The sequence below is a fragment of the Chryseobacterium sp. MYb328 genome (assembly GCF_037572595.1).
GTDB classification, from domain to species: Bacteria; Bacteroidota; Bacteroidia; order Flavobacteriales; family Weeksellaceae; genus Chryseobacterium; species Chryseobacterium pennae.
On record NZ_JBBGZQ010000002.1, the window covers coordinates 366,075 to 383,064 of the forward strand.

General features: G+C 35.4%; 16 protein-coding genes. 13 read left to right on the forward strand and 3 right to left on the reverse strand.

Going from position 1 to position 16,990, the window contains the following annotated elements; genetic code table 11:
* The first annotated feature begins 109 nt into the window (after positions 1-109).
* The 10 genes from WH267_RS03645 (at position 110) to WH267_RS03690 (ending at position 8,346) form a co-directional block, all read left to right on the forward strand.
* A complete protein-coding gene (locus tag WH267_RS03645; RefSeq protein WP_123318699.1) occupies positions 110-787 on the forward strand; it encodes a DUF2490 domain-containing protein in 678 nt (225 codons plus the stop codon).
* A 67-nt stretch (positions 788-854) separates the two neighbouring features.
* Complete coding sequence (locus tag WH267_RS03650) at positions 855-1,859, forward strand: bestrophin family protein (protein WP_340005803.1); 1,005 nt, start codon at positions 855-857, stop codon at positions 1,857-1,859.
* A 136-nt stretch (positions 1,860-1,995) separates the two neighbouring features.
* On the forward strand, positions 1,996-3,606 hold the full coding sequence (locus WH267_RS03655; protein ID WP_340005805.1) for a Na+/H+ antiporter: 1,611 nt from the start codon (positions 1,996-1,998) through the stop codon (positions 3,604-3,606).
* Positions 3,607-3,839: 233 nt separating this feature from the next.
* Positions 3,840-4,265 carry an SRPBCC family protein gene (locus WH267_RS03660; RefSeq protein WP_340005807.1) on the forward strand — a complete coding sequence of 142 codons (426 nt, stop codon included), beginning with the start codon at positions 3,840-3,842 and terminating at the stop codon, positions 4,263-4,265.
* Positions 4,266-4,268: 3 nt separating this feature from the next.
* The gene (locus tag WH267_RS03665; RefSeq protein ID WP_340005809.1) at positions 4,269-4,769 is read left to right on the forward strand and encodes a GNAT family N-acetyltransferase; all 501 of its coding nucleotides are present in this window, start codon (positions 4,269-4,271) and stop codon (positions 4,767-4,769) included.
* 6 nt (positions 4,770-4,775) lie between these two features.
* Positions 4,776-5,159, forward strand: coding sequence for a VOC family protein (locus tag WH267_RS03670; RefSeq protein ID WP_340005811.1), 384 nt, complete (start codon positions 4,776-4,778; stop codon positions 5,157-5,159).
* Between the two features lie 35 nt (positions 5,160-5,194).
* Complete coding sequence (locus WH267_RS03675; protein WP_123318703.1) at positions 5,195-6,217, forward strand: glutaminyl-peptide cyclotransferase; 1,023 nt, start codon at positions 5,195-5,197, stop codon at positions 6,215-6,217.
* Between the two features lie 88 nt (positions 6,218-6,305).
* Positions 6,306-7,268 carry a hypothetical protein gene (locus WH267_RS03680; protein WP_340005813.1) on the forward strand — a complete coding sequence of 321 codons (963 nt, stop codon included), beginning with the start codon at positions 6,306-6,308 and terminating at the stop codon, positions 7,266-7,268.
* Positions 7,269-7,292: 24 nt separating this feature from the next.
* Positions 7,293-7,907, forward strand: coding sequence for a deoxynucleoside kinase (locus WH267_RS03685; RefSeq protein WP_115971290.1), 615 nt, complete (start codon positions 7,293-7,295; stop codon positions 7,905-7,907).
* Between the two features lie 88 nt (positions 7,908-7,995).
* Positions 7,996-8,346, forward strand: coding sequence for an ArsC/Spx/MgsR family protein (locus WH267_RS03690; RefSeq protein WP_115971289.1), 351 nt, complete (start codon positions 7,996-7,998; stop codon positions 8,344-8,346).
* A 101-nt stretch (positions 8,347-8,447) separates the two neighbouring features.
* On the opposite strand, the gene WH267_RS03695 is transcribed toward WH267_RS03690, so the two are convergent.
* Positions 8,448-8,924, reverse strand: a complete 477-nt coding sequence (locus WH267_RS03695; RefSeq protein WP_340005818.1) for a hypothetical protein — start codon at positions 8,922-8,924, stop codon at positions 8,448-8,450.
* A gap of 94 nt (positions 8,925-9,018) precedes the next feature.
* Between WH267_RS03695 and WH267_RS03700 the strand changes: the two genes are divergently transcribed.
* Positions 9,019-11,079, forward strand: coding sequence for a M43 family zinc metalloprotease (locus WH267_RS03700; RefSeq protein ID WP_340005820.1), 2,061 nt, complete (start codon positions 9,019-9,021; stop codon positions 11,077-11,079).
* A 259-nt stretch (positions 11,080-11,338) separates the two neighbouring features.
* On the opposite strand, the gene WH267_RS03705 is transcribed toward WH267_RS03700, so the two are convergent.
* Together WH267_RS03705 and WH267_RS03710 are read right to left on the reverse strand one after the other, a co-directional pair.
* Positions 11,339-11,644: a DUF493 family protein gene (locus WH267_RS03705; protein WP_115971285.1), complete on the reverse strand. Its 306-nt coding sequence runs from the start codon at positions 11,642-11,644 to the stop codon at positions 11,339-11,341.
* A gap of 41 nt (positions 11,645-11,685) precedes the next feature.
* Positions 11,686-12,357: a DUF4197 family protein gene (locus WH267_RS03710; RefSeq protein ID WP_115971284.1), complete on the reverse strand. Its 672-nt coding sequence runs from the start codon at positions 12,355-12,357 to the stop codon at positions 11,686-11,688.
* 348 nt (positions 12,358-12,705) lie between these two features.
* Between WH267_RS03710 and WH267_RS03715 the strand changes: the two genes are divergently transcribed.
* Together WH267_RS03715 and WH267_RS03720 are read left to right on the forward strand one after the other, a co-directional pair.
* A complete protein-coding gene (locus tag WH267_RS03715; RefSeq protein ID WP_340005822.1) occupies positions 12,706-15,528 on the forward strand; it encodes a SusC/RagA family TonB-linked outer membrane protein in 2,823 nt (940 codons plus the stop codon).
* 12 nt (positions 15,529-15,540) lie between these two features.
* Entirely contained in the window at positions 15,541-16,956 is a 1,416-nt protein-coding gene (locus tag WH267_RS03720; protein ID WP_123318708.1) for a RagB/SusD family nutrient uptake outer membrane protein, read from the forward strand.
* Positions 16,957-16,990 lie beyond the last annotated feature (34 nt).

Below are 16,990 nucleotides of genomic sequence, written 5' to 3' on the forward strand. Positions count from 1 at the left end.
ATGCTACCTAATATACAAATTCGATGGAATCAATCATAAAATATCGCTTGCTATTATTGATTTAAAATATTAATTTTGTTAAAACGATAGATAATAGTAATTGATAAACATGAGAAAGGTTTTTACGAAGTTGGCATTCACGGTATTGGGTTTGGGATCCGTTTTTACATTTGCACAGAAAAGTGATCTTGGTGCATGGTATATGTATTTTGGAAATAATAAAATCAGCAAAAAACTGAACTGGCACAATGAGGTACAATACAGAAACTTTGATGCCGTTGGTGATCTGGAGCAGCTTCTGATCCGTACCGGAATTGGGTATGATCTCACCGAAAACAATAATAACGTGTTATTGGGATATGGATTCATACTTAGCCAGCCATATGTAAACGGAGATAAAAAGGAAAATATAGAACACAGAATTTTCCAGCAGTACATTACCAAACAGAAGTTTGGACGTTTTAACCTTCAGCACCGCTACCGTTTGGAAGAACGTTTTCTGGAAGACGATTTTAGAATGAGATTCCGTTATATGCTGGGATTCAATATTCCGATCACTCAAAAGGAAATGCTGCCGAAAACATTATACGCATCCGTATATAATGAAATTTTCCTGCATTTCAACAGCCCTGTTTTTGATAGAAACAGAGTCTATGGAGCTTTAGGATACGTCATTAATAAAAATATGCGGATTGAAGCCGGATATATGAATCAGATTCAGGAAAACAGAAACAGAGGACAGATCCAGATTGGTTTTTATAACAATATCCCATTTACCAAAAACTGATTCTGACCTTTCTGCTGGATGCGCTGATGAAAACTATTAAATAATTAACACACAAAAATAACACATAATGCATTCAGGAAAAAGATTTGGAGCGCGTGAGTTCATCAGTTGGACACGACGCAGTATTTATGCCTTAATTATATTGGCTGCCATTCCTACGATTTTTTATTTCTTAGGTTGGAAATTTCTTTCTGTACCCTGGCAACCCATTGCAATCATGGGAACAGCAGTTGCCTTCATCGTTGGGTTCAAAAATAACGCCAGTTACAGCAGGCTTTGGGAGGCAAGACAGATTTACGGAGCTATTATTAATGATAGCAGAAGCTTTGGGTATATCTTAAGGGATGCTCTTGTTTCAAAAGATTCAGATACAGTAAAAACGATGTTCCTGCGTCATTATGCATGGCTGACGGCGCTAAGGTACCAGCTTAGAGAGCCCAGGATTTGGGAGAATACAGGATCAGCCCAGTTCGATGAATATGCTAAAAAATATGAAATCCCGGAACGGCTTTCAAAATTGGATGATGAACTGAAGAAATACCTTTCAGAAACAGAACTTCAATATATCCTGAGTAAGAAAAACAGGGCAACACAATTGATGGCTAGTCAAAGTAAAGAATTGTCTGAAGCTTATGAAAAAGGAGAAATCAATGATTTCCAATGGACACAGATCAACCAGCAATTGGTGAAATTTACAGATAGTCAGGGAAAAGCAGAAAGAATCAAGAACTTTCCCTATCCAAGAAATTTTTCTTCTATCACAACCTATCTTTTGTTGTTGTTCATTGTATTTGTTCCTTTCGGATTACTAAAAGAATTTGATAAACTGGGAGAAAATTCTATGGTGGAAGGATGGACAATTTGGTTCAATATTCCTTTCTCATTACTGGTAACATGGTGTTTCCATACATTGGATAGTGTAGGAGAAGCATCAGTAAATCCTTTTGAAGGAAGTGCCAATGATGTTCCCATTACCCAGATCAGCCGTACTATAGAAATCGATATGAGAGATATGCTGGACGAAACTGATCTTCCGCCTGCGATCACTCCAAAAAATAATATTGTACTTTAAAAAGATTAAGAAATCTGCATTATCTGGAAAATCTGCGTGAGGAAAAAATCAAACGGATAAATTTAAAAAATCCATTAGGTTTAAATAAAGAAGCATTTCTTAACAAAAAATAATACTTAAAAAAAACTAACTCAAAATGATTCACAGCTATGTTATAATATCTATTGTAGTCTTACTGTCTGTAATGATATTGGTAATGATAGGACAAAAACTGAAAGTAGCATATCCTATTTTTCTTGTGATTGCGGGATTACTCATCAGTTTTGTTCCGGGAATGCCCCGGGTAGAAATAGAACCTGATCTTGTATTCCTTATTTTTCTTCCTCCTATTTTATTTGAAGCCGCATGGTTTACTTCATGGCAGGATTTTCATAAATGGAGAAAACAGATCTTTTCCATGGCATTCGGATTGGTTTTTTTAACGTCAGTTGTTGTTGCTTATCTTTCATCTTCAATTATTCCGGGACTTACCATAGCGATGGGCTTCCTGTTGGGAGGAGTAAATTCTCCACCGGATGCTGTAGCCGCAACTTCAGTATTGAAGCATATGAAGATTCCAAAAAAAATTACCAGTATTCTGGAAGGAGAAAGCCTGATCAATGATGCATCCAGTTTAATTGTATTTAAATTTGCCCTTGCAGCAGTCATTTCAGGGCAGTTTATCTGGAGAGATGCTGTTCAGGATTTCTTTACTATGGCCATTGGGGGAATTGCAATGGGTGTTGCAATAGGTTTTCTGTTTGGAGCATTATTGAGAATTATTCCTACAAATTCCAATATTGATACTGTTATCACGCTCATTGTTCCTTACATCATGTATGTGGGAGCAGAGCACTTTCATTTTTCAGGAGTATTGGCCGTTGTTGCCGGCGGACTATTGATGTCTTATAATTCACACTGTTACCTAAGTCATACCTCAAGAATTCAGTCCGGAAATGTATGGAGTGTTTTAATATTTCTGATGAATACCATTATTTTTATCCTGATCGGCCTTGAACTGCCTATTGTTGTAGAAGGATTAACAGATTATACTGTTTCAGAAGGGATTTTCTACAGCGTAGTGATTGGTGGTGCCATAATCGGAACTAGAATTATCTATAGCTATGCACTTATGTATTTCCCAAGAATCTGTTCCAAAGAATTAAGGTTAAAAGCTCCGAAACCCGATTGGCGTGAACCCTTTATCATCAGTTTTGCAGCAATGAGGGGAGTCGTTTCATTAGCCGCTGCATTGTCTATCCCAGCATTTTTACCTAATGGAGAAGCTTTTCCACATCGAAACATTATTTTATTCGTAACCTTTGTTATCATATTAATTACGTTGGTTGGCCAGGGATTATTGCTTAGTCCAATCCTGAAATTATTGAATATACAGGATGCAGGAAGTGAATTACCGGAAGAAAAACAGGAGGTAATCCTGATGAGAAAACTTAAAGAAACCGCTTTACATAAACTTGATAATGACTTTTCTGAACTGGCAGTAACCAACAGCCTTGTTCGTCATCAAAAGCATAAACTGGAAAATGAAATGATGCTGATGGCTGATAAAGCTCAGTGTATGGCTTCTACCGGAGATTATGTAACTGCAATCAATGAGAATAAAGATGTATTGCGTCAGGTTATTCAGGCCCAGAGAAATGAGTTGCATAGAATGAAAAAAGAAAAAATATTCGATGATCATGTGATGAGAACCATTGAAATGCAGCTGGATTTTGACGAAGCAAAGATTACCGGATTTTCCCACTGATAATATAAAATATTTACGATAAAGTAAATATAAAACCACAAAAGTCACAAAAGGATTTAAGCTAGGTTTAAAATTAAGGTTAACTTGCATAAGGTTCACAAAGTGAAAATTCACAGATTTCTGAAATTTCAGTGTTCTTTTCAATGGCAAGAATATTAACTTTAAAATAACTTAAGTGTTAAGATTCTTTTGTGACTTTTGTGGTTAAAATAATTTAGTTAAATTTTAGTAATATGAACACTCCAATCACCGTTCAATACAAAATAAATGCTCCCATCGATAAGGTTTGGAGGGCATTAACTGATAAAAATGAAATGAAATCCTGGTATTTTGATATTCAGGATTTTGAACCGGAATTAGGAAATGTGTTTAATTTCTACGAACCGGGAGGTGAAAATAAATACCATCATCAGGGCGAAATTCTGGAAATTATTTCCCGTCAAAAATTAAAACATACCTGGGCTTATCCTGATTTCTCAGATCAGAAAACAACAGTAACATGGGAGCTGCAATCCGAAGATAATGGAACTCTGGTTACATTAACCCATGAGGGAATTGAAAACTTTAAAGACCTTGGAGAAGGCTTTTCAAGAAAGAATTTTACCGGAGGCTGGAATGCTATTTTAGGTCAGAGTTTAAAAGAATATTTAGAAAAATAAAACATGATAGAATTACAGCCGTTCAGTATTGTTGATGCGCCAGTATTAATTTCAAAAATTAAAGATAAAAGATCTCTACTTCAGTTTGCGGGACCTATGTATCGTTTTCCTTTGACTGAAGGTCAGCTTGAAATGGATTTGTCTGATGAAAACCGAACCTTATTCAAAGTAGTGGATATGGAGCATCAGAATATAATAGGTCATGCTCAGATATTTTTAAAAGAAAAGACATTTTTGCTGGGAAGAATCCTGATCTGGGACGAGAATAACCGTGGAAAAGGCTATGGTAAAAAGGTAATGCAGGAACTTTTGAAATACGGATTCAGCCATTTAAACAGAGAGCTGGCGGAACTGAATGTATACGACTGGAATACCGGAGCGATTGAATGCTATAAAAAAGTAGGATTTACCATTGATCCGGATATTAGAAATGAAGCTAAAATTGATGATGAAATCTGGGTTTCTCTCAATATGAAAATTCACAGAGGTACATTTGAAATATAAAAAATCATGAGCAGATTTACCGGACTTCGTCCCATGCTTTGGACTGAAAATTTAGAGGAAAGTATAGGGTTTTATATTCATATTCTCGGTTTTGAGCTATTAGACAGAAACGATGAGTGGCATTGGGCTTCGCTTCAGAAAGACGATGTGTATATCATGCTTGCTTTGCCCAACAAACATGAAAACCCGGTCACAGTCGGTTTTACCGGATCATTTTATTTTAATGTAAATAAAGTGGATGAATTATGGGAAAACATTAAAACAAAGGCCCGAATCTGTTATGAAATTGAAACGTTTGAATGGGGGATGAGAGAATTCGCAGTATATGATAACAACGGATATATCCTACAATTTGGCGAACCTGTGGATAATATTGGCAATACGGAATAAAATTTGCTATTTTTGGGGAAATATTTAAAAAGTCAATGAAAAAAAATATAATAGCGGGTTTCGCAGCAATCTTACTACTGGCATCTTGTAATAAGGATAAGGAGATTCTTAACACATTAAATACATACAATAATTCTATGGAAGCAAAGGGATATCATTTCGGTGATAAATTACAGCTTCCAAAAGAAGTGACAGAAAATGCAGAAAGCGTAAGCATCAGCTTTGGAGATAAGGAAACTACAGATTTAACTATCGACCCTAAATTTTTTACATTAGGTGATAATGCTGTTACTTTTAACATCAAAACCAAAGGCGGAGAAACATTGAACCAGGATGCAACCATCAATGTGTTTGCAAAAAGTCCTGAAAAAAATATTGCTTACCAGATTGTAGCAGAATATCCTCACGATCCTAAAAACTTTGTACAGGGATTCCAGGCTGAAGGAAATACCATTTATGAAAGTGACGGTCAGAACGGATCTTCACAAATTCTTAAATATACATTAGGAACAACTACACCACTTGCTTCTACTAAGCAGGCTCCGGAAGATTTCTCAGAGGGAAGTACCATTGTGGGAGATAAAGTGTATCAGCTGACATGGCAAAGTAAGAAAGGCTATATTTATGATAAAAGTTCTCTGAAATTACTTTCAGAATTTGCGTATCCAAATGTATTGGGTGAAGGCTGGGGATTAACGTATGACGGGAAAAGCCTGATTGCATCAGACGGAAGTAAACTTTTATATTTCCTTGATCCGAATGATCCTTCAAAACTGATTAAATATATTGCTGTGGCAGGAAGTTCACAGGCATATGATCAGTTGAATGAACTGGAGTATCACAACGGATTCCTTTATGCTAATGTATGGCAAAAACCAATCATCCTGAAAATCAATCCTGCTACCGGAGAAGTAGTAGGTACATTTGATTTTACCGAAATTGCAAAACAAAACACCAAAGGAAGTGATGACGTATTGAACGGAATTGCCTTCAAAGGAGAAAATATGCTAGTCACAGGAAAGAATTGGCCAAAAATTTATGAAGTTGTTATTAAATAAGAAAAATTGATAACAATTTCTATCCGAATAAAATAAAGTATGTAAATTGGTAGCGTTCCGAAAGGAGCGCTATCTTAGTAAAAGAATTTTGAGATTAATCTATCTGATATGCATTTTCATTTTCTGTACCTCTGCGGCACAGAACGTTCTTCCTTTGGATACCTTGAAGCTGAAGGAAGCCAAAGATATGCTGGCTGATGACTACGGAAACCTGTACATCTATAAAAACAAGGATTTCAGCTTTACCAAGTACGATTCTTTGGGGAAGCAGATTGGGAAAATGATGCTTACAGTTCCTTATAAGGTACAGTCGGTACAAAATCCTCTGACTTTATCTTTGTTTTCGGAGAATGCTCAGGAAATGAAATTTGTAGACCAGAATATGAATGAAATCCAACGTATTGATTTCAAACAGAAATTTGGCTTTATCAAAATGGCTTATGCTGAAGATTTACAGCAGTTATGGCTATTGGATGACAGTACAAAGAGACTAATACAGTATAATTTCAGAAATGATACCACCATCAATGCATTTCCTTTTGATATCAGTTTCGAGGATTTGATGGATATGTTGGTATATGAAGGTAAAGTTTATATTCTTACTCAAAAACATCTCAGAATTTATAGTGTAAAGTTTGAAAAACTCTTTGAAGCTCCGGTGGATAACGGAAAAAGATTCAGAAGAGAGAATGATAATATTCTGGTTGTTACTAATAATTCAATTCTAAAATATGTTCCTGAGAAAGGGATGAGTGTCATTTTTGAAGATCCCGATGCACAAATTGTGGATAAAAACATCCTTTCTTATTTTGAAATCAAGGGGAACAAGCTTTATCTTTACAGCCTTGAAAAAGTAAAGAAAGCCAGACAGCAGAAACAGCAGGAAGCTGAGCTTCAGATCATAGAGCAATCTACCGGGAAACCTGTAGAAAATACTGAAGAAAAGCCCGATGGAGAAGCAGAAAAGAAATCTTCTGACAATACATTGGAACAGTTGATTGAAGACACTTCCGAAGTGCAGGCTGCAGGTGTAGAAAAGCTTATCAATTAATCAGTTAATACAAGGAAAAAGAATATGCATATTGCAGTTACAGGAAACATCGGAGCAGGAAAAACAACTTTAACCACGATGCTTTCTAAGCATTACGGATGGGATGCACAGTTTGAAGACGTAGATCACAATCCTTATTTGGAGGATTTTTATTCGGATATGAGTAAATGGAGCTTTGCATTGCAGGTATATTTTCTGGGAAGTAGATTCCGTCAGGTAAAAGAGATCAGAGAAAGTGGGAAAAACATTATTCAGGACCGTACGATCTATGAAGATGCCCATATCTTTGCGGAGAATCTGAATGATATGAATCTTCTTTCAGACAGGGATTTCAATAATTATTCATCTGTTTTTGATCTGATGAAATCTTTCGTTTCGGCGCCGGATCTTTTAATTTATCTGAAATCAGACGTTCCGAATCTGGTAAAGAAAATCTACAAAAGAGGACGTGAATATGAAGCATCTATCAGTATTGAATATCTATCAAAACTGAATCAGAAATATGAAAAATGGATTTCCAACTATACAGAAGGTAAACTTTTGATTATTGAAGTGGATGATTTGGATTTCGTTGAAAAGCCGGAAGATTTCGGATTGATCCTGGAAAAAATTGAAACAGAATTGAACGGATTGTTTTAACAAACTTTTATCAGAACATTAAGATAACATCCACTGAATTCTTGTTAAATTTGTTACAGAAGAGTTTAATTTTTTAAAATCATTAGAAATGTTAGTTAAGGTTTTACATAACGGAAGCTGTTCAAAATCAAATGCAGTATTAGAGTATCTTGATGAAAACGGAGTACCTTTTGAGATTATCAATATTATTGAAGATCCCTTGAGTATTCTGGAGATTAAAACCGTATTGAAGAAGCTTAATCAGAGCGTTTTTCATATCATTAGGAAGACAGATAAACTGTATACCGATAACTATGCAGACAAAAATTATTCTGAAGAAGAATGGATAAAAATTCTGTCTGAAAACCCTTCACTGATCCAGAGACCGATTTTGGTAAAAGGTTCGGTAGCCATGTTGGGAAGGCCTATTGATAATGTGAAGTTCTTTATTGAAAAATAATAATTGATTATATATATAAAAGAGTCCGTTTTACAAGCTAAAACGGACTCTTTTTATTTTATACTTTTCTTTTGGAATAACCGCCGGAAACTTAAATGGGTTTAAGGTGTTTTTTTCTTTTTTCCTTTTGGTTGCCGGATAGTGTAGTATAACGCTTCCAGTTCTTTTGGAGGGTTGCCGGCGTCAAATGTTGCGGAAGTGTATGTTGTTCCTCCAGAAGTAATGAGAAAAGTTGCGGATAAGGCCTGATCAGAATATCTGCCTGTAGTAGGAGACTGAAGTTCTGATATTTTGGAGAGATCAAGAGCTTCTACCTGTCTGGAGATATTATCCCATTCGGAAGGATTTGTTGTATATTTTGTGGAATCGCCATTTAAAACAGTGATTTTAAAGGTTGGTGTAAAAATAGAATTTCGATGGATTCCCCTTGTCATCTCTGTTAGCTGTATTTTTTCAATTTTTTTTTGTTTATCGTTTTTTGTTGTTTTTATTTCATTATTATCTTTTTTATTTTGATTAGCGCAACATATTGTTGATGTAATTAAAATAATACTCATTAATGTTAAAAATACCTTCATTGTGTTATTTTTATTTTATTTAATATTTTATTGAATAGTTAAATTGTTAAGTAATTTAATTTTATATATTTGCTAAAATATAAAAAATATATTAATGAGAAAATCTACTATTTTTAAATCCTCTTTAGCCGTATTGTTTTTTATGGGCGTTGGATTTTCAAATGCACAGAAGAGAGATGGTGGAAAGCCATCAAAAAAAGTGTGGGAAAAAAGAGAACTTGATCCTAAAGGAATGGAAAAATGTGGGACTGTTGAATATGAAGACAACTTGCAGAAGAAGTTTCCAGACAGATTATCATCAGAGAAGTTTGAAGCATGGATTGCTCCTTTGATTGAAAAGGCAAAAGCAGACAAGTCTCAGATTGGAAATGTAATTACAATTCCGGTGGTAGTACACGTTATCCACAGTGGTCAGAATGTAGGAGTAGCTCCAAATATTTCTGACACTCAGGTAATGTCACAGCTTACTGTGATGACTAACGACTTCAGAAAAAAAGTTAACACTCCTGGTTTTAATAACAACCCAATTGGTGCAGATACTGAAATAGAATTTGTACTTGCAAAAGTAGATCCTAACGGAAATCCTACCAATGGAATTGATAGAGTAAATCTTTGTAGAGATTACTGGGGAAGAGGTGATGAAAGCCAAGGGTATACAAATTATCTTGACAGTATTGTAAAGACTAAAACAATTTGGGATCCAACCAAATATATGAACATGTGGAGTGTGGACTTTGCAGATAACGGTTTATTGGGATATGCCCAGTTTCCTTCTAATTCTACACTTCCGGGTCTGAATCCTAACATGGGTCTTGCAGCTACGGATGGAGTTGTTGCCGGATATTCTACTTTCGGAAGTATGGATTATGATGATACTACATTCATTATGCAGCCTGGCTATGACAGAGGAAGAACAATGACTCATGAAGTAGGCCACTTCCTGGGATTAAGACATATCTGGGGAGACTCTGCATGTGGTAATGATTACTGCGCAGATACCCCTACTGCACATACTGCAAATTATCAATGTAATGCTTCTATACAGAGTTGTAATGATCCGAACGTTTTTGAAATGGTTCAGAATTATATGGACTATACCAATGATACCTGTATGAATATCTATACTAATGATCAGAAAACAAGGATCAGAACGGTGATGGATAATTCTCCAAGAAGAATGGAGCTGAAAGCTTCTACTAAAGATCAAGCTATTCCTTTATTTCCAAATGATGCTGAAATAAAATATGATGGCGGATGTTCCATAGGAGTTGTTAATTGTGGGCAAGGATCATTGCGTCTGCTTATTACAAACAGAGGTACCGCTAATCTGACATCGGCTGTTATTACTTACACCATGAGTGGAGGTGCTGCTCAGACATTTAACTGGACAGGAAATCTTACTCAGGATAAATCAAGTGTGATAAATATTCCTGTTGACGCATCTATAGCATCTTCAGGAGTTTCCTTCTCTATTGCTTCTGTAAACGGAACAACGGATCAGAGAAGTACTAATAATACTACATCTGGTGACTATGTGAAACCTGTAGCACCTCAGTATTTTGGAACAACTACGGTTACCTTCAAATTACAGAGAGACAGATGGGGACAGGAGACAAGATGGAATCTTAAAAACAGTAGTGGACAGATTGTAAAATCCGGAAGATATGGTAATACCGAAGATGGTGATCCAGATCCGGCTCTTATCACTCAGGTATGGGATTTACCTACAGATTGCTATGTGTTTACAATATCTGATGATTTTGGGGATGGTTTAACCGGACAATTGGCTAATGGTGCAAGTGGATATGCAAAACTAACTGTAGGTTCTTCGGGGACAGGACAGACTATATTTGAAACGAATGGTGAATTCTCTTATGAAACTAAAGCCTTTACTACAAGAGAATCTTTATCAACTACAGAAGTAAATAAGAAAAATACTTTTGGAGTATACCCTAACCCGGTTAATGATATTCTGAATGTTACAGGACTTTCCGGAGAATCTCAATTTGAAATTCATAATACTGTAGGACAAGTTGTTAAAAAAGGAAAAATTAATGATAATCAGATTCATGTAGCTGATCTTGTGAAAGGAGTTTACGTGATTACGATTAATAATGCTAAAGTTTCAGAAAGCATTAAGTTCGTTAAGAAATAATAATAAATACAGCAAAGTATTAAGCTGATAAAACCGTCTCAATAGAGGCGGTTTTTATTATTAAAAAAATGATTATACATTTTGAGTGAGGGTGAAGGTCAAAAAATAAGAGACAGTCAATAATGGTTTTTGACTCAGAATTAATTCTTACCCTTAATTCACTTTATTTTAATAGATTAAAATATTAAAAAATAAGAATAGTTTTTAATGAATAGAGCTAAAAAAAACCGTTTCATTTAATTATGAAACGGTTTCTTTTTTACAATAGAATAACGCCTTCTATTTTTGCTACTTCTTTATAAATTTTCACTACCTGATCTGCATCTAAAACAAATGCATTAATGTTGCAGGCTGTGTATTTTCCATTTTTGCTTTCGCGATTTCCCAATGTAAATTTGATACCATCAAATACTTTGTAAATTTCTGTAAGTTTTGATTGGTCTGTAGGAATAATAAATTTAAATAAATAATCCTCAGGAAAATCATGATGACCTTCCAGTTTTTCCTTTAAAGATTTATAAAAGTCTTCAGGATTTGCGTGTTGATTTCCTTGTAATATATCCATCTGCAATTCTAATATAATATATAAATATAACGAATTTTTTTCTATTTTCCAAATGGTCCCAGCAGTGACTTGGAGTTCTGGTGCTCGTAATCTTCAATAATATTAAAGAGTCCTGCTACCAACTGTTCAGAAGCAAGCTGGCTTAATCCACCTGAATTTACGGTGTTCTTATTTCCTCCCAGAAGACTTCCGAGGAAGTTACTTCCTGCTAAAGATGTATTGATGGTTTTTACAATGCCATATTCATTAAGCTTTTCATCCACCTTTGGAGCGATGGCAGCAATAAGCTGTTGTGAAGTTTTTTCCTTAAGGATCTGTGTTGCAGTAGTTCCTTCAATGATTCGCGTTACATCCTGCGCGTTTAAGCTGTTTACAGCACCCTGCAGAATGGGCCTTGAAGTATTTACGGTATAGGCTGCTGCCTGCGCAATATAATCTCTCTCTTTAGCAACTAGTGATGGCGCTATCTTTTCCAGCATGGAGTTGATCTCTCTAAGTTCTTTAGGAAGAGCCTTGTCTACCATATTATTCTGTAAGAAGGCTTCTTTGTTGGTATAAATACCCATTCCCTTATCAATGCCATTGAGTAGCATTCTTTTAATAATAGAAAGCCCCATATCAGATGTGGCCAATGTTGTACAGGATTGTACAGAGGTGGTAATAACAGCACCGGTTCCTATGATAAGAGCGGCTGCAACGATATATTTTTTCATTGATCTTTTTATTGCTTTTCTCAAAAACTGCACCAAAGGTAAATACTATTTTGTATTTAACAAAATATTAATGATTAGTGAATTATTTGGTGATTTTTTGAGTTGAAATCATGATTTTGTTATTAGTGATGTGATATTAAATTAGTGTTTATTTTGTATTTAAATTCACAAAATGTAATCATATTTATATTTTTGTGTAAAAAAATACAATTGTTTTTAAATTTTTAAGATATCTTAACATAGTTCGGTTTTTTTTATATTTTTGACTAATGTCTTCTTTTGAGAAATTGAATGCTTCGAAATGAGACATTGTTGAAAATCTGATTGTACGAATAAAATTGAAACTATATGAAACAAAGTAATGTAAAATATTCATGTCTCATTGCTGTTCTATACTTTGGTATGAATGTCAATGCTCAGACTCAGCCTAAAGATACTGCTGCCAAAGAGCAGAAGATCGACGAGGTGGTTCTGATCGGATATGGATCGCAGAAAAAAGAGAATGTGACCGGTAGTATCGGAATCGTTTCTGCTAAAGATTTAGCGAATAAACCGAATGCCAACCCAATTAGTTCTATACAGGGAAGGGTAGCAGGTGTACAGGTTTTAAACTCCGGAGCACCAGGAGGTTCTCCCAGAGTGGACATCAGAGGAATTAGTTCATTAACGGGGAAAACTGTTTTTATTGTTGATGGAATGATTACAGATGATATCTCATTCCTAAGCCCTCAGGATATTGAATCTATGAGTGTGCTGAAGGATCCTTCCAGTTTGGCAATTTATGGGGCCAGAGCATCCAATGGTGCTGTGATCATTAAAACCAAAACCGGAAGAGGTAAAAAACCGGTTTTTAATTTTAACTCGTATCTAGGAATTAAACCGGTAACGAACGTTCCTAAAATGGTTAATTCAGATCAGTATCTAAAGCTGTATAATGAGAAACTAATCAATGATAAAGTAAAAGACCCTGTATTTTTAGACAGATCATCTTATCCTGCAGATACAGATTGGTTCAAAGAGATTTTGAGAACAAGTATCATTAACTCGAATGATATTTCGGCTTCAGGAAACCTTGGAAAGCTGAACTATTATGTAAGTGCCGGAAATCTTCAGGATGAAGGAAATTTGGCAGCAGGACAAGGTATTAATTCAGGCAGTGGTTTTAATAGATTTACAACCAAAGTGAATTTGAGTTATAAAATTACAGATAATATAACCATAGGTAATAATTTCACTTTTTCAAAAATGCGTACAGATCATGTAAATAATACTTTGCTGGACGCTTATTCATCTCCTCCAGTTTATGCTCCAATTAATCCGGCTACAGGGGATTACCAATATTTTACATTAGCAAAAGTCCCTAACTCCAGAGCAAAAATGGATTTATTCAGATCTCAGACAAGAGAAGAAAGACTGCTGAATAATATCTGGGGAGAATATAAATTTTTAAAAGATTTTACTTTACGAATCAGTTATAGTTCTGATAATATTAATTCGAATAAATACGAATATACCCCAACATTCGGTTACGTTCCTGTTGCCGATCAGAAACCAAATAAATTAATAACAAGAGATTCGAGAACCAGAAATTATATCTGGGATAACACATTAAGCTGGAAAAAAGATTTTGGAAAACATAATGTAGAATTACTGGCAGGTTTCTCCAGAACCAGAAACTCCTATTCTCAGGCCTATGCAGAAGCTTTAAACGTTAATTATAACGGAACAAATGCTTCTCTGGATATTTCTAAAGGAACGGATATTTATAAAACAAGTTTCGATGAAAAAGAAAGAAATGTTATTCCTTATCAGGACAGAATTGAATCCTTTTTCGGAAGGCTTAATTATGATTATGATGGGAAATACTTAGTGAATGCATCGGTTCGTAGAGATGGAACTTCTAAGTATTCTGCGAATGACAGATCTCGTGTATTTCCTGCTGTAAGTGCAGGATGGGTAATTTCCAGAGAAAACTTTATGAGTGAGCAGAATGTTGTTAATCTTTTAAAATTAAGAGCAAGCTGGGGGAAGCTGGGTAATCCGGATGTACAGAGAGCTTACACTCTAAATACTACTAAACTGGAGGGAGGAGCTTATTATGGAGATTCCGGATATCCTGCAGAAACAATAGACAAAGTTATAGACCCGAATATTGGCTGGGAAACAACAACAGGTAAAGATTTCGGATTGGAAATGGCCATGTTCAATAATAAACTGAAAATAGATGCTACTTATTTTGATAAAGATACCAAAGATGTAGTGTATGGTATTGTTCAGGGAATGGTTTCCGGTGCTTCTAACTGGAATAACTATATTACGAATGCGTACTCTTTTAATAATAAAGGATTTGAATTTTCGGTTAATTACGATACTAAGATTAATGATCATATAAAAATCGGTGTATATGGAAACTTAACCACTTTAAAAAATAAGATTACCTCTGTTTTAAATGATTCATACTTAAATGCAGGGGCCAGTTTATATGGTAACTCCATCATAAGACTTCAGGAAGGACAGGCTGTAGGTTCATATTATGGTTACCAGGTGGCAGGTATTTTTCAGAATAAGGCAGAAGTAGATGCATCGGCGGTTCAAAATGGTGCACAGGCCGGAGGGTTTAGATTTGAAGATTTGGATGGAAACGGAGTGATCGATGTTCGAGATAAGACATTTTTAGGAAGCCCTATTCCAAAAGGGACTTATGGATTTGGTGTGAATATGAATGTATATGACTTTGATTTTGCTATTGATTTTCAAGGGGTGTTCGGAAATAAAATTTACAATTTCAACAGAGAGCAGCGCTATGGAAATGAAAGCTGGGATCTGGATTTCTACAATAACAGATGGCATGGTGAAGGAACATCCAATACCTATTCAATGGCAACCAATAACCAGGCTATTATTTTACCCAACAGTTTTTATGTAGAAGATGGAAGCTACATAAGAATCAGAAATATTCAGGTGGGATATAATTTACCTCAATCATTTACAAAATCGATGTCGATTACAAAGCTAAGATTATATGTAAGTGCACAGAATCCATGGACAAGTTTCAAATATAATGGGTTCTCACCTGAAGTTTTAAATACCGACAGGGTACAAATGGGGGTGGATAATAATATTTATCCAATTTCAGCCATTTATACTTTGGGTCTTAATTTAACATTTTAATAAGAAAGAGTTATGAAAAAGATATTTTTATCAATCGCATTATTATCACTTGCAGCAAGTTGCAATGATTATTTAGATATAAAACAGGAAGGGTATACAGAAGCTGCATCATTTTTCAAGACACAGGAGGATGCAATGCTGGCAACGAATGCTATCTATAGTTTTCTGAGAAGTTATGATAATTCAGCTTTTCCTTACCAATTTGTTTTTGGAGTGCCTGCAGATGATGTTGTTAAAGGTTCCAATCCCGGAGATGCTTCTTTTATCAATGTTTATGATAACTTCACCTATACTGTAAGTGATGAGGGTGTAAGAGGATACTGGATCGGACAATGGCAAGGACTAAATAGCTGTAATCAGGTGATCACGAATGTTCCGAAAATTGAAATGGACTCAGCACTGAAAACAAGATTGGTTGCAGAAGCAAAAATGCTGAGAGCCTATATTTATTTTAATTTAGTAAGGATATATGGTGGAGTGCCTATTTTTGACGGGCTTCAGGCCAATTATAAAGTTCCGAGAAATTCAGTAGAAGAAGTATACAATTTTATTATTTCTGATCTTACCAGTGCGGCAGAAATTCTTCCTCAGACTTACCCTGCTTCAGATTTAGGGAGAGTAACAAAGGGAGCCGCATTAGGATTGCTTTCAAAAGTATATCTTTATAAAAAAGACTGGCAGAAAGCCTATGATACCTCTAATCAGGTGATGGCAATGGGATATGATTTAGATCCGGATTTTAATCATGTATTCAGACCTTCAGGTGAATTTGGAAAGGAATCTGTATTTGAAGTAAACTGTGACTGTATCCCTCCATTAAAAGGAAGTCAGTATGCTGAAGTTCAGGGTGTAAGAGATCAGTTTGGCTGGGGCTTCTTTACCCCTTCTAATGCTCTTGAAAATGCATTTGAACCAGGTGATATCAGAAAAGAACTTACCATCTTAAGAAACGGGGAAATTACTCCGGAAGGCGATTTAATTGCAATGGGGGATGCTCAATCGGTAACCACTTATAACCAAAAGGTATATGTACCAAAAGCATTGAATAAAAGTGCTTGTGGATATGGATCTATTCAGAATATCAGAATTTTAAGATTTGCTGAAATTCTTCTGATCAATGCAGAAGCAGCTAATGAATTAGGAAATACTTCTGTAGCTACTACAAATCTGAATAGAGTAAGAGCTAGAGCTAAGCTGGCAGGAACTACGGCTTCAACACAAATAGCCCTTAAAACCGCAATCTGGAATGAACGCAGGGTAGAATTAGCCATGGAAGGAGATCGCTTTGTAGATCTTGTAAGAACAGGACAGGCTCCTACAGTTCTTGCTTCTTATGGATTCAAAGCTGGAAAAAATGAATTATTCCCGATTCCATTTGATGCCATCACTGAAAGTGCTGGGGCATTTACACAAAATCCAGGATATTAACAAATAACCATAAACTAGAGGAGAGTGAAAATTC